The organism is Virgibacillus sp. LDC-1 (assembly GCF_030137545.1).
GTDB lineage: Bacteria > Bacillota > Bacilli > Bacillales > Amphibacillaceae > LDC-1.
This window is the reverse complement of record NZ_JARUVL010000002.1, coordinates 353,289-366,853: the sequence shown is the minus strand read 5'-3', so window position 1 is coordinate 366,853 and position 13,565 is coordinate 353,289. Positions and strand designations below refer to the sequence as shown.

The window sequence follows — 13,565 nt, the reverse complement described above, 5'->3', positions numbered from 1 at the left end:
ATGACATCGGGAAAAATGGCATGTGCACCTTCTTCTAGACCACTGACACCGTCCATAGATATAAAGAAAATATCTTCAACACCTCTTGCCTTTATTTCATCGAAAATTTGCATCCATTTATGCTTGCTTTCCGTTTCGTTGAGCCATAAACCAAGAATCTCTTTATGGCCTTCCATGGTGTATCCCAAGATAGTGTAAACAGCATATTTTCTTGTTTCATACTCATTGCGAATGGTTGTGTACATACAGTCGACAAAAACAAACGCATAACAGTTACTTAACNGTTTCATACTCATTGCGAATGGTTGTGTACATACAGTCGACAAAAACAAACGCATAACAGTTACTTAACGGTCTTGTCTGCCACTCTTCAAGTTCTGGAAGAACTTGATCTGTGATATTAGACACCATATCATGAGATACTGAAAAGCCATAAATATCTTCAATAGTGGCAGAGATGTCCCGTTGCGACATACCCCGAGCATACATAGAGATGACCTTATTCTCAATGGCAGAAACATCTGTTTTCCGTTTGGGAATCAACTCTGGATTAAACGAAGCATCACGGTCTCGTGGGACATTGATATCCAATGCACCTGTGCTCGTTTTGATAGTTTTCTTACCATACCCATTCCGTCTATTGTCTGTTTCTTTTATTTCTTTATCGTTCGATTCATAACCTAAATGATGATTCATTTCACCTTTTAACCTCGTTTCAAACATCGGTCCGAATATATCTTTAAGTGCGACTAGCATATCTTCTACGGTCTCTGGATGGTAGTTTTCTAGAATCTGTTTCGCTAATTCAGCTGATGTCTGATCTCGCTTTGACTTGGTCAATAGAATAACCTCCCAATCGCTATATTTTTATCTTACAATAAAAAAACTGAACTGCGAAGCAAGAGCCGTACGCTCTCCTACTTACACAGTTCAGTTTACACTCCCATTTTATTTGCTATATCGGTTTTATTTTAAATTAATTTAGTTTATGAAATAGCTAATCTCTTAACTTGATAAGTGCCCGTCCCATTTACCCAAATATCAACATACATGTTCTTTTCAATGCCATATTTTAAATACTTAAACGTTCCTATACTATTAACTTCATGGACAGATTTAGTTTTTATATCCTCTGTCGTAGTCAATGGTTCTCATTATGAGAATCAAAAAGCATTAGATATGCAAACAACTCAGGTGTTTCTTGATTAACATGAGATGTTTCGATTCCACGTTCGATAATCATATCCACTTTTAGTTCTTCGCAATTGGAGGTTATTGCATCTAACTGGGATTCAATAATGACAAGTATCCTTTCATTATTAGATGTAATCCCCATATGATTGTAGTAATGTTCACTTTTTTCATTTCTTACTACTTCATACGAAATGAAATTTAAGTTATCCAAGTTAGATTTTATAGGGTCGTTTTTGTGTGCATTAATATAGTTATTAATTGTAATTTTTAAGAAAATAACTTCGGATTCTGATAATTCTGTTTCGGCAATATCTAATTTTTTTTGAAATGCGGAGATAACGTCATTAACTGATTGTAACGGTCGAATCTTATGGGAATATTGCTGCTTTAAATATGTTTTGTACTCATCATGATCCACGTAATCACCTCAATAAAAAAGGAAATGAGAGATGCTCCAGGGAACATCTCGATATTATTACTCTATAGCATATAATCGCATAGAGTACTTTAATTATACCAACAGTTACTTCTAATCTGTACCTTAGTTCCGAATAAAAGCTCGCAAACGTTGCTAATCCAACAAGTGCGAGCTTGATTTTATTTATGATACTAATTTGAACTCTTCCAACCAGCAAATCTTCCTATCACAACCCATTCACTTTACCCCATACACATTTTTAACAGCATGGTAAAGGATATTTGTTCCGGTTAGTAATGCACTTCTGTCAAAGCTCATTTCAGGGTGATGTAATCCTGGTTCCAAATTGCAGCCAAGACCGAGCATTGTTGCTTTTAACGATGGCTTTTTAATTGTGTAATAATGAAAATCGTCGCCACCAGGTGTGATAAGTGGATCATCCAAGCCTGCTTCTCCCAATACTTCTACGATTGCTTTTCGCATTAGGCAGATTGCATCATCATTTAACCTAGCTGCTGCAATTTCGCCGCTCGCTTCTAATTCGATTTCTACTTCAAATAGGTTTTTAATCATCTCTATTATATTGGTAACCTTCGAGTTTAGAAGATCCATGTCCTCGTTCGTTTGTGCTCTTAAATCAAGCGAGAAGGTTGCATTTCCCGGAATAATATTTGAGCTTTCTCCTCCAGCTTGGAAGCTCGTCATTTTAACTGAATGGGGGACGAGTGGATCTAAATGGATTTGCTTGAGCAAGTTAACGATTTGAGCTCCGATTTCAATCACATTATCGTTTAAATGTGGTCGTGCTCCATGTGCATCGTCGCCTTTAATGGTTCCTTGATACATTTTTGTTGCACCATGTACGATTACTGGTGTTGCGTGACCAAGCTTTGTTTCTTGGACAGGTCTAACATGAACTCCGAATAAATATGTAACATCATCGACTACATTTTTTTCGACCATCTTTAAAGCACCAGCACCTTTTTCTTCTGCTGGCTGGAAAATAAATCGAACTGCGATGTTATCCTTTACAGCTTCTTCTTGTTCAAGCTTCCATAAAAGTCCTAACACCATGGCCATATGGGCATCATGTCCACAGGAATGATTCGCTTGGAACGTTCCATTAATTTCCTGCCATAGGGCATCAATGTCTGCTCTTACTGCGACAATGGGCAACCCACGATCAAAATTGCCAAAATCACCAATTACCCCAGTGCAATCGTCAAATGTTCTAACCGTACATCCACTTTCGCTTAGAAGGTTGGCAAGGTATTTAGTTGTTTCAACTTCCTGCCAGCTAATCTCCGCGTGCCCATGTAGATGCTGAAATGTATCAATTATGCGTTGCTCAATAGCGTGATTCATTTAATTTTTCTCCATTCTTTATCGGTAAACTTCATTTCTCATCTTTATCAGTAAAAAAATGATGCAATCGTATATCTTTTTGAAGTTTTCGCATGTTTTTGTTAAGTATAAACTATCTTATGATTAATTTCAGTTTCTAATCTCGCATAAACAAAAGAAAAAATGAAGTTCTTATGAAATGGAGAGTCTATGAAATAATGGGGAAGAATGGATAGTGGATTAATTGGATGTAAAAATTCTCTCAACAAAAAAACAGCAACGTGCGGATTTAATATATGCACGTTGCAGTTTTCTATCTATTTATCCCCTTTGTTTGCTTAAACCTATACTTCACACATGCTCGCTTTTATGCTTCTCCCAAGCTTCGAGAATGGTAGTAACAGACAACTCAGCGGTAGAAGGGACGATAAAATCTGCACCCTGCAGAACATTCTTATCACCTACACCAACGGCAAACATTCCTGCGCGTTGGATCGCGGTAATGCCACTTATTGCATCCTCAATTCCAATCGCTTCACCTGGTTCGACCACTAATTCAGCAGCAGCGAGCAAGAAAATATCTGGTGCTGGTTTACTTGCTACACTTCCCGCATCAGCAATGCTGTCAAAGAAAGATGTTAATTCAAGGTTTTCGATGATAGCAGGTGCGTTTTTGCTCGCCGATGCGAGACCGATTTTAATTTGTCTTTCGCGCAGCTCAAGTAATAAAGAAGGAATGCCTGGCAGAATATCATCTGGTGTCAAACGGTTGATTAATTGCTTGTATTGTTCATTTTTCTCTTCTGCTAATTGGGCTTTTTCCGCGGCAGAGAATACATCTGCTTTATTTCCGTAGTGCAGAATTTTCTCGAGGGATTCCATGCGACCAATTCCTTTTAGCTGTTGATTAAAGGTTGGATCAATGGGAATCCCTATTTTGTCTCCGAGCTCTTTCCATGCCAGATAATGTAGGTCTGCTGTATCTGTAATGACACCGTCTAAATCAAAGATAAAGCCTTTCACCATGTTGCATGCTCCTCCACTATAAACTCACTCATTTACTTTTTCTCCTTGTTGCATAGCTACTTGAATCATAGAATCTGCTGTCACAGTATACGCATCATTCCATACATGAATCGTGACGGCGTCGCCGGATAAAAGCTGCACTGCAAGCTGTTCTTGTGTAATCGTGCATTGGATACTGCTGTCACGGAACGAAAGTCTAAAGGAAAAGCTTTCCCAATCCTTAGGAATATTAGGTCGGAAGAAAAGCCCATTTTCCTTTACACGCATCCCTGCAAAGCCTGTAACGATGGCAAGCCAGGTTCCTCCCATGTTTGCCATATGAAGCCCGTGTCTCGTATTGCCTTGGGTATTATCTAAATCGAGACGGACGGTTTCTAAAAAGTAATGGTACGATTTTTCCATATATCCAAGTCTTGCGCCCATCATACTAAATACACAGGTCGATAAAGAAGAGTCATGTGTCGTTACCTGTTCATAATAATCATAGGAATGCTTCATGACCTCTTCTGTTTGTTCATCTTCTAATAACAAATGTGCTAGCACAGTATCTGCTTGCTTACATACTTGATAGCGATAAAGTGTCAATGGATGATAATGTAGTAATAATGGATAGTTACTTTTCGGCGTTTGAGCGAAATCCCATACTTTCTTTTGGAGAAATGTGTCATCCTGTGGATTGATTTGTAGTGTGTCATCAACAGGAAGGTACATCGCGTCCGCTGCTTGCTGAAATTGTTCGAGCTCTGCATTATGAAGCTGGATAAGCTGCTTGAGCTCTTGGTATTGAGCAGGGCTGTGTTCTTTGATTAGCTGAACTGCTTTTACTGCCCATGATAAATTATGCTTTGCCATGACATTCGTATAATAATTGTTGTTGACGATACACGTATATTCATCTGGTCCTGTAACGGCATCAATGCGAAATGCCCCTTTTGAAAAATGACCAACCTCCATCCATAGGCGTGCTGTTTCTATTAAAACTTCCGCTCCGTTTGACGCTAAAAATGCCACATCATTTGTTGCTAGAAAGTATTGAATATAGCTATAGGCAATGTCAGCACTTATATGGTACTGAGCCGATCCTGCTGGAAAGTAGGAAGAGCATTCATCACCAGCAATCGTTCGCCAAGGAAATAACGCTCCTTTTTGATGGCCCATTTCTTTTGCGCGGTTCCGTGCGGCATCTAAAATAGAATAGCGATATAAGAGCAGCTGTTTCGCAAGCTTTGGATTGGTCATTGTAAATAGTGGGAGCAAGTAAATTTCTGTATCCCAAAAATAATGTCCCTCATAGCCTTCACCAGACAAACCTTTGGCAGCAATGTTTGAAATGCCATCTTGTCCTGTTGATTGGAGAACATGAAAGAGGTTAAAGCGAATCCCTTCTTGAAGTGCTTGATTACCTGTTATTTGGATGTCTGTCTGCTTCCAAAAAGTAGTTAAATAGGTTTCTTGCTCAGAAAATAGCGTTTCTGCAGATAAAGGCTCCATTGCGTGTTGCAATTGAAGTAACGTTTGCTTTAAATCCGTGGTATGTCTTGAGTCTGTGTACAAGGAGCGTTTTTCAAATATTGTTGGTTCTGTTAAGGTAAACGCAATTTCTGTTTCCACATTTTCATCGTACACAACCATATGTGTTGTGGCAGTTGGTTGATTTATTTTTACCGTAGACAGGACTGCAGCGGAAAGCTCAGAAGCAGTCGTATTCACTTCAATGTAGCTTGCTGTATCGTTTGCTTCCGTTTGCTGAACGGTTAATGTTTTTGCATGACTGCTCCCAATGCGAGGGTCAGTTGGATCAACAAAGTTTTGCACATCGCCACGGACGTTAGAAACGATTCGAATCGGAATATCCTTGCTTTTAGGCGTGATCGTAATATGCTGATAAAAAAGTTCCTTCGTCTGAAAGGAGGTCATTCGTTTAAAGGTGACAATAAGCTCATGACCGTGCTTTGATCTCCAGTGCAGTTTTCGCTCACTATAGCCTTTATCTAAATAGAGCGTTCGTTCATAATTTAATAGTTCGCCAGTTGATAAGGAAAGCTGTTCTGCTTCATCCTGCTCACCGACCCAAATTTGTACCTCTTGGGCATCTATCATATTAACAAGCTTTTGCTGTGTATCAGGAAAGCCGTATAGTTTTTCACCATATGAAATCGGAACAATATCATGGAATCCATTCAGATAAGTTCCGCGGATGGATTGAATTTCGTCTGGTGCACCTTCTTCGAAATTTCCCCGGATACCAATATAGCCATTTCCAGTAAAAAATAAGCTTTCTTCTAGTTCGATGCTTTCTTTGTCCGTTGCTTGGGATTGTATAACCCATGACATAGTATCACTCCTTACACTTCTTGTTGATGCAGTAATATGTGACAGCGTTTTTCTATTCCTTTACGCCTCCTGTTGTAAGGCCGGAGATGATTTGCTTTTGGAAAATCAATACGATAATTAATGTAGGTATCGTTACAATTGCTGTTGCAGCAGCGACCTCGCCCCACAAAATCGAGAACTGGGTGCGCAAAAAGGAAATGGCAACTGGAACAGTGTGATATGCTGCATTTGTATTCAATGTAATAGTTAATAGAAATTCATTCCAAGCAGCTATAAAGGTAATGATTGCGGTTGTAAAAACCCCTGGGGCTGCTAATGGAAAGACAATTTTGTACAATGTTTGAAAACGGGTTGCCCCATCTATTTCTGCTGATTCTTCTAATGCCAATGGAATTTGATTAAAATGGGTGACAAGGATCCAAACCCCCATTGGAAGTGTAATCGTTGAATAAGGCAGTACAACTGCATAGCTATTTAACAAGTCGAGCTTATAAAAAAGATTGTAAACAGGACCAGTAATAATCATTTGTGGAAACATAGATACTGCTAAAATGATTCCTAGTAAAATACTTTTTCCTCTAAAACGAAACCGTGAAATTGCGTAAGCACATAAGGTTGCGACAATAATGACATAGATTGTTGTCGTTGTTGCGACAATAAAGCTATTTGCAATTGCTTTTAGGATTCCTTTTTCGAATAATACGGTGACATAATTACCAAACGTCGGGTCTTCTGGGATAGCACGAAATGCACCAGTACCAAAGATTTCTCCACTTGTTTTAAAGGAAGTGATGAAAATCCATAAAAAAGGAAAAATCATAATAAACAGGTAGACTATTACAAAGGCAGCAAAAATGATCCAACGTCTTTTTTTAGTGGCTTTCATAGTTTTCACTCCTTTAATTTCGATCTAATAGATTCGTCCCGAGTAAGCGCACAAATATAATTGCGATCAGGGCGACACAGACGAACATTACCATGACGATAACAGAGCCATAGCCAAAGTTGGTTTGCCCGAACATCAGCTTATAGGCATAAATAGACATCGTTTCTGTTGCTCCGCCAGGACCACCGCCTGTTAGTACATAAATTAAGTCAAAGACACGAAATGCATCGAGTGTTCGAAATAATAGGGCGACAAGTATAGAAGATTTTAATAATGGCAATGTAACCTGGAAGAATGACTTTATACGAGAAGCACCATCAATAGCTGCCGCTTCATATAATGCTTTTGGTATATTTTGCAGTCCTGCCAATAATAATAGCGCCATATATGGCGTTGTTTTCCAAACGTCGGCGATGATTGTAGATACCATTGCACCACTGCCACTTAATAATAGATCCTGTGATTGACTAATTAATCCTACGTTTTCGAAGAAATGAGCGACTATACCACTGCTACCATCATAGAGATAGCTCCACATGAGGGCAGCTACTGCTGTTGGAATTGCCCACGGAATGAGGGAGGTTGTTCTTACAATCCCTTTGCCGACCATTGCCTTGTTTAAGATCATTGCCAGCCCTAAACCTAATACAAGCTCAATGCTGACAGATACAAGGGTGAATAAGATCGTATTCCATAGCGCAATATGCATCCGTTCGTCGGACAAGACCTCTTTATAGGCTTTTAAACCGATAAAATTGGAAGGTATCATACTATTGTTAATATCTTCTACTAATAGTGGTAGGTTTTCAGCATGTGTTAATGTATATTTTTGACTTAACGTATCGATTGTTTTTTTCGTTGTAGTATACAGTGCTTGAATACCCTTAGCTTCACTTGAAGAAAGCTTAATGATTCCTTCTTGTGATGCATATGGTGCAGCACTTTCTTTTAAGTTGGTTAACGTGTCACGGATTAAATCTTTATCCGCTTGCTCGGAAACAGAAGCGAGCTCTTCTTCGAGAAACATGCCAACATATAAGGTGGTTTCATTAAATAAGTCGGTATTAAACCGATCGTTTACGTACAGACCAGCTTTTTGTTGGTCATTTAGCTTATAATCAAACATCGTATATGTGATAGACTGAAAAACGGGCCAAATGGAAAATATTCCAATTAGAATAAGGGTTGGTAATAAATAAAACCAGCCGCTAAAGCCCAACTTATGCTTCATTTCGATCACCTCTTTGTGTATTGGGATGAAACGGTTTCAATAGACTGGAGAAAAAGGAAACTCCTTATGAAAGCAGTCATAAGGAGTTTATGGAAGCGTAATTATTCTGCAATCGCTTCTTTAATTGCGGCTGTGACTTCCTCCAGTCCTTCTCCAGAGCTAAGATATTTATGTGCTTCCACTTGAATCGTATCAGAAACTTTGTTGTATTCTGGAGAAACAGGGCGTGCAATCGCATTTGCTAGCGCCTTTTGGAAGCCAGGGAAGGTAAGCATAACATTCGAATCCTGTACAGCACTGTCTTCTAGCAATGCATTGTAGCCTGGTAAGTATCCACCTTCTGTTGCCATAATTGTTTGTCCTTTTTCCCCTGCTGCAAACTGAATGAATTCCCATGCGCCTTCTACATGCTCTGAGTTTTTGTTGATACCGAGCAGCCAGCCACCAACAGAGCCGCCATTTGGAAGAGGAGCGATACCAACCTGATCCGTTGAAATCGTTACCCCATCTTCTTCACCAGAAATGCGTCCAAATTGATATGGCCAGTTTCTAGCAAAAACAGCATTTCCTTGTTCAAAATTCGTATGTGTTTCTCCTTCAGTAAAGTTTAATAAATCCTTTGGTGAGAAAGAAGCAGTTGTAAATTGATGCATTTGCTCTAGTCCAGCAGCTACATCTCCAAAGGAATTACTAAATTCAGTTACGTTTACTGTTAATCCCTCATATTGCTTGGATTGATATAAAAACCCATATTTTGTGTCTGCTTTCCCTGTATACTTTTCTGCCATTGCATATAAATCTTCATACGTATAATCGCCGCTTTCTAGCTTTGCTGCATCCGCCTCATCTACAATATCGGAGCGGAAATAAAGCAGGCCAACATCAGGGAAGAATGGAAGTGTATATTGTTTTCCTTTATAATTTCCGGAATCCATTGATCCGGCATTAAATAATTCTTTGTTTAATCCAGCCTTATTCATATGAACATCAATTGGCTCTAAAAAGCCAGCACCAGCAAATTCTCCTGCCCAAACGACATCCATGGAAATAACATCGTATTCACTGGAACCACTTGTTAAGGAGTTAAGCAATTGGTCATGCATTTGGGCTGAGTCATTTGTTAATGGATCCCATTCCACCGTGTACTTATCTTGACTCTCGTTGAAGGCATCGATAAGTGCCTGTGTTGCCGGAGTATTGTCATTCTGTGCTCCAAGCTTAATAACAACTTCTTCAGATGCTGCTGCATCATCATCTTTTTTCTCTGCGTCATCCGAGGATTTGTTGCTATCCTCACTACAAGCAACTAATAAAAATAGTAATAAAGTGGTAAAAAATAATAAGATTGATTTCATTTTTTTCATTTTTGTTGACCTCCTCTTTATTTTCTTCTAACTCTCACTTGCATTGTAAGTGCTTTCATCGTACATTTATATTAGAATATTATGTTTTTTATTAAAAATTTAACTTGTATATACTGGAGATGAATGAAATGCAAAAAACGTCTTCCATTCAGAAAAGTGTTATCCAGGATTTTCTAAAAGCAAGAAAGGATAATGAAGAGTCATTATTCACACACCCGAACTATCGACTAGAACGGGAGCTTTTATATTGGGTGGAAAAAGCAGATGAAGCAAAAGCCCAGGAATTATTGCAGCAAATTAATGAATTGGACCGCGCAACGTTAGCGCATATTCCGCTTCGTTCGTTGAAAAATTCTTTAATATGCTCTTGTACGTTGTTTGCACGAGCGACAATTCGAGCGGGTGTTCCTCCAGAGCATGCCTTTGATTTAAGTGATGTGTTTATCCGTAGGGTTGAGAATACGCCGGATTCAGAAGGGGTAAGGAAGCTTGAATATGAGATGGTCCATTATTTTATTCAAGCAGTCGAGGATTATCGGAAAAGTGCTTATCACAATGAAATTGTTGATCGTGCCGTTCAATATATTCACGATCATATACTCCAGCCACTAACTTTAAAGGAGATTGCAATAGAAACAAATGTAAGTGCTAACTATTTATCTGCGATGTTTTATAAAGTAGTTGGTGTGCATCTGAAAACGTATATTAATCATAAAAAAATAGATGAGTCGAAGTATTTTTTGCGTCATACGGACTCATCATTACTTGATATTGCGTTATTATTTGGATTTTGTAATCAAAGTCATTACACAAGTCTGTTTAAAAGATTTACTGGAATGACACCGAGAAAATTCAAGGAAAAAATGTTGTAGTGTTATCGAATAATGCTAATGAAAAAGGGTGAGATGGCAAAAGCCATCTCACGTCCGATACAAAATGGAGCGCATATGCGTTTCATAGAAGGGAATGATATTCGTTTACTTTGATTGAATGCATCGCTTGCTTATCCTCTACCATTACTTCCATTAAATAAAAGCTTAATGTCATCGCTAATACAATCGTAATTATAATAATGACGATCAGTTTATTTCCTTTCAAAAGAAGTCCCCCTTTGTAATCATGGTTTGCGAAATGATATGTTCCTCATTTTTCGTAGTTTACTAAAATGCCGTACCGACATTATAATCTTGTGCATTGATTTCTGTTTGAAGTCCTAAGGCAAGCTTTGCCAGCTCTGAACCGACATAAGGTCCTGTAGTCAATCCTGATGAGCCAAGCCCATTAGCCATTAACAGTCCTTGAAGCTCTGGAACCTTGCCGAATACAGGAAGGAATCCGGGTGTGAAAGGACGATAACCTACTTTTACATCAACTAAGGTGCTATTTGCAAGCCCTGGTGCAAACTGGAGTGCTTTTGAGAGAATATCATGAACAGCCCCGATTGTTGGTCGTAAATCAAATGAATGGGCATCCTCATGTGTTGCTCCAAGTGTAATATGATCAGCAAATGGAACGATTGATTGAGGAATAGGTGGCATGACAAGTGGCCAATTTGTTGTATCCATGTCTGGTAACGTAATATGGATAAGCTGTCCTTTTTGTGCTTTGCCGTTAAATAGCAGCTGTGTAGGCTCAAGAAGCTGTTTCATCCATGCTCCGGCCGTTGCGATAACAATATCTGCAGCATAATGGGTTTCGTTGACGGTCGCTCCGGTTACAAGCTGTCCTTCTAAGGAAAGCGTGGCTTCTCCTTCAACGAATTTGGCACCGTGCAAGATAGCCCCTTTTAACAGGGCGTCTCGCAATTTCTTTCCATCTACGCTTCCAGCTCCGCTTATGTGGATGGATTGATAGCCCTCCGCAATTGGTGGGAACAATTCTCTCGTTTCTTCTTCATTAAGGAAGGAAATTTCTCCGATCTCAGGTGCATCTTGGCGGCGTTCTTCTGCTCTTTTTTTCATCGCTTGTAATTTAGCTTCGTCATTGTGAATGCTTAATGCGCCTGATTTGGTATAGCCAGTATCTTGAATGCCATCTTCATTTAGTTCCTTAATTAATGCTGGATACATGCGTGCGCCGTTTTTAGCTAGTGTATACCATGCTTTGTTTCTTCGTTGTGAAAGCCATGGGCATATAATTCCAGCAGCTGCCTCCGTTGCTTGACCAGGAGCTTTTCGATCAATAATAGTAACCTGTGCGCCATACTTGGCAAGCTTATATGCAGTTGTTGCGCCTAATATCCCAGCGCCGATAATAAGATAGTTTTTCATATGTAATAATCCTTTGTCGTATAGTTTGATCGCACCAACCATTTCTACTATTCATGCACAAACGTAGTTGAGGAAAGCGTTTATGGTCAGTTTATGTTGATTATAGCATGTTGTAATGGTCCGTGCTATGAGAAATGGCTAAGGCATGTGCACTATTTGGGATGGTGTGATTCAAAGTTATTTCGAAATGTTTTCTGAATATATATTTTATTTATGAGATAAGTTATAATAAAATTTAAGTTTAAAAGGGGGAAATCAATAACATGAAGCAAAAAAGACCAAAGGTGCTTGCTATTTACGATTTGTTTTTGGCGACAGGTGCCATTTGGTTTGGAATTCAAATGGTGCAGTTAAGTAGCGGGATATTTGCCGAACCATACCCTAAAAATTGGGCGGAAAAGCTTCCGTTTGATAGTTGGGTTATGCCAGGAATTCTTGCGATTATCATATTTGGACTAGGTAATATTATCGCTGCGGTGTTTAGCTTTACATCAAGGCATAACAGTGTCTGGTATGTATCTGCTATTATGGGAGCCATTTTCTTCAGTAGCTTGATATTTCAAATCTGTATTTTAGATGAAGACTATATCGTAACGTATCCGTTTTTAGGATTTAGTGTGATTCAGTTATGTTTGAGTGGGTATGTTTTTTGGGGCTATAGAAAGCTGAAAAAAAACAAAGCAAACTAGTCATATTGTGAGTGGATAGGGGCATTATCGAACGAGACGTTACCCCTTTGATGTGTAAGCAATACAACGTTCTACAAATTCTAGCACATCTTCTGAAATCGGATATAGCCCAGTTTCCTCAACAGGCAGCTTTCTAACCTCCCAGAATTTCTCTTCTAGCTCTCTATTTCCGTGAAACGTATTATTTGATAACGCAATTAATTTAGATGCGATTTGAACGCCTTCCTCTGATTCTGGCTTCATTCCTTGCTTTATACACCACTCAATACGCTGCAATAGTAAAATATATTGATGTGTTGTTTCATTATTGTTACTGAGATTGGGAAGGGTCTCTTGTAGGATGGCTTGTTCATTTTCTTGAAAATAGTCAAGCCATTTTTTTGCGTTTTTTTGTGCGTTTTGAACCAGCTTGGAGACATCTTCCCAACGCAAGGATTCCTCTAAATCTATCATGTTGATGAGTGAAGTAGTGTTAGAAATACTTGTTTTTATTTCCGCGAGTTGTTCTTGTAGGTAATTGTAGTGGGAAGTTAGGATTTGCTTATAGGACAGCTTATCCAACATTCCGCGAATATCCTCTAATGGAAGCGAAAGAGATTTCAGAATCAAAATTTTTTCTAATTGAAATAAGTCATTCTCTGAGTAATACCGCTTTCCGTTAGCCTCCTTAAAGCTTGGTGTAAGGAGATTAATCTGATCATAATAACGGAGTGTGCGTACGGATATATTTCGCTGTTTCGATAACTCTCCAGTGGTCCATCGTTTCATTACTTTCTCTTCCTCCTCGAAAAAAACTTGAAGGTTACGCA

12 protein-coding genes and 1 pseudogene are annotated in these 13,565 nt (G+C 38.9%); 2 read left to right on the top strand and 11 right to left on the bottom strand.

Features of this window, described 5'->3' with window-relative positions; genetic code table 11:
- From QBK89_RS03585 to QBK89_RS03550, 8 genes and pseudogenes are all read right to left on the bottom strand, one after another.
- A pseudogene (locus QBK89_RS03585) lies at positions 1 to 840 on the bottom strand (IS256 family transposase); the annotation flags it as partial.
- Between the two features lie 301 nt (positions 841 to 1,141).
- Entirely contained in the window at positions 1,142 to 1,612 is a 471-nt protein-coding gene (locus tag QBK89_RS03580; RefSeq protein WP_284139632.1) for a hypothetical protein, read from the bottom strand.
- A 237-nt stretch (positions 1,613 to 1,849) separates the two neighbouring features.
- Positions 1,850 to 2,977 (bottom strand): M20 peptidase aminoacylase family protein, encoded by a 1,128-nt coding sequence (locus tag QBK89_RS03575; protein WP_284139631.1) that lies wholly within the window; start codon positions 2,975 to 2,977, stop codon positions 1,850 to 1,852.
- Positions 2,978 to 3,307: 330 nt separating this feature from the next.
- On the bottom strand, positions 3,308 to 3,982 hold the full coding sequence (gene pgmB / locus QBK89_RS03570) for a beta-phosphoglucomutase (RefSeq protein ID WP_284139630.1): 675 nt from the start codon (positions 3,980 to 3,982) through the stop codon (positions 3,308 to 3,310).
- 24 nt (positions 3,983 to 4,006) lie between these two features.
- The gene (locus tag QBK89_RS03565) at positions 4,007 to 6,316 is read right to left on the bottom strand and encodes a glycoside hydrolase family 65 protein (RefSeq protein ID WP_284139629.1); all 2,310 of its coding nucleotides are present in this window, start codon (positions 6,314 to 6,316) and stop codon (positions 4,007 to 4,009) included.
- 52 nt (positions 6,317 to 6,368) lie between these two features.
- Positions 6,369 to 7,202 (bottom strand): carbohydrate ABC transporter permease, encoded by an 834-nt coding sequence (locus QBK89_RS03560; protein WP_284139628.1) that lies wholly within the window; start codon positions 7,200 to 7,202, stop codon positions 6,369 to 6,371.
- Between the two features lie 13 nt (positions 7,203 to 7,215).
- Positions 7,216 to 8,433 carry a carbohydrate ABC transporter permease gene (locus QBK89_RS03555; protein WP_284139627.1) on the bottom strand — a complete coding sequence of 406 codons (1,218 nt, stop codon included), beginning with the start codon at positions 8,431 to 8,433 and terminating at the stop codon, positions 7,216 to 7,218.
- Between the two features lie 101 nt (positions 8,434 to 8,534).
- The gene (locus tag QBK89_RS03550) at positions 8,535 to 9,797 is read right to left on the bottom strand and encodes an extracellular solute-binding protein (RefSeq protein WP_284139626.1); all 1,263 of its coding nucleotides are present in this window, start codon (positions 9,795 to 9,797) and stop codon (positions 8,535 to 8,537) included.
- 128 nt (positions 9,798 to 9,925) lie between these two features.
- Here QBK89_RS03550 and QBK89_RS03545 point away from each other — a divergent pair, with 128 nt between their 5' ends.
- Entirely contained in the window at positions 9,926 to 10,669 is a 744-nt protein-coding gene (locus QBK89_RS03545; protein ID WP_284139625.1) for a helix-turn-helix domain-containing protein, read from the top strand.
- 82 nt (positions 10,670 to 10,751) lie between these two features.
- Here the strand turns inward: QBK89_RS03545 and QBK89_RS03540 are convergent, their stop codons facing one another.
- Entirely contained in the window at positions 10,752 to 10,895 is a 144-nt protein-coding gene (locus QBK89_RS03540; protein ID WP_284139624.1) for a hypothetical protein, read from the bottom strand.
- A 62-nt stretch (positions 10,896 to 10,957) separates the two neighbouring features.
- Positions 10,958 to 12,067, bottom strand: a complete 1,110-nt coding sequence (locus QBK89_RS03535; protein WP_284139623.1) for an NAD(P)/FAD-dependent oxidoreductase — start codon at positions 12,065 to 12,067, stop codon at positions 10,958 to 10,960.
- Between the two features lie 263 nt (positions 12,068 to 12,330).
- Between QBK89_RS03535 and QBK89_RS03530 the strand changes: the two genes are divergently transcribed.
- Complete coding sequence (locus tag QBK89_RS03530; RefSeq protein WP_284139622.1) at positions 12,331 to 12,756, top strand: hypothetical protein; 426 nt, start codon at positions 12,331 to 12,333, stop codon at positions 12,754 to 12,756.
- A gap of 39 nt (positions 12,757 to 12,795) precedes the next feature.
- On the opposite strand, the gene QBK89_RS03525 is transcribed toward QBK89_RS03530, so the two are convergent.
- Positions 12,796 to 13,524 (bottom strand): MerR family transcriptional regulator, encoded by a 729-nt coding sequence (locus QBK89_RS03525; protein ID WP_284139621.1) that lies wholly within the window; start codon positions 13,522 to 13,524, stop codon positions 12,796 to 12,798.
- Positions 13,525 to 13,565: the final 41 nt, after the last annotated feature.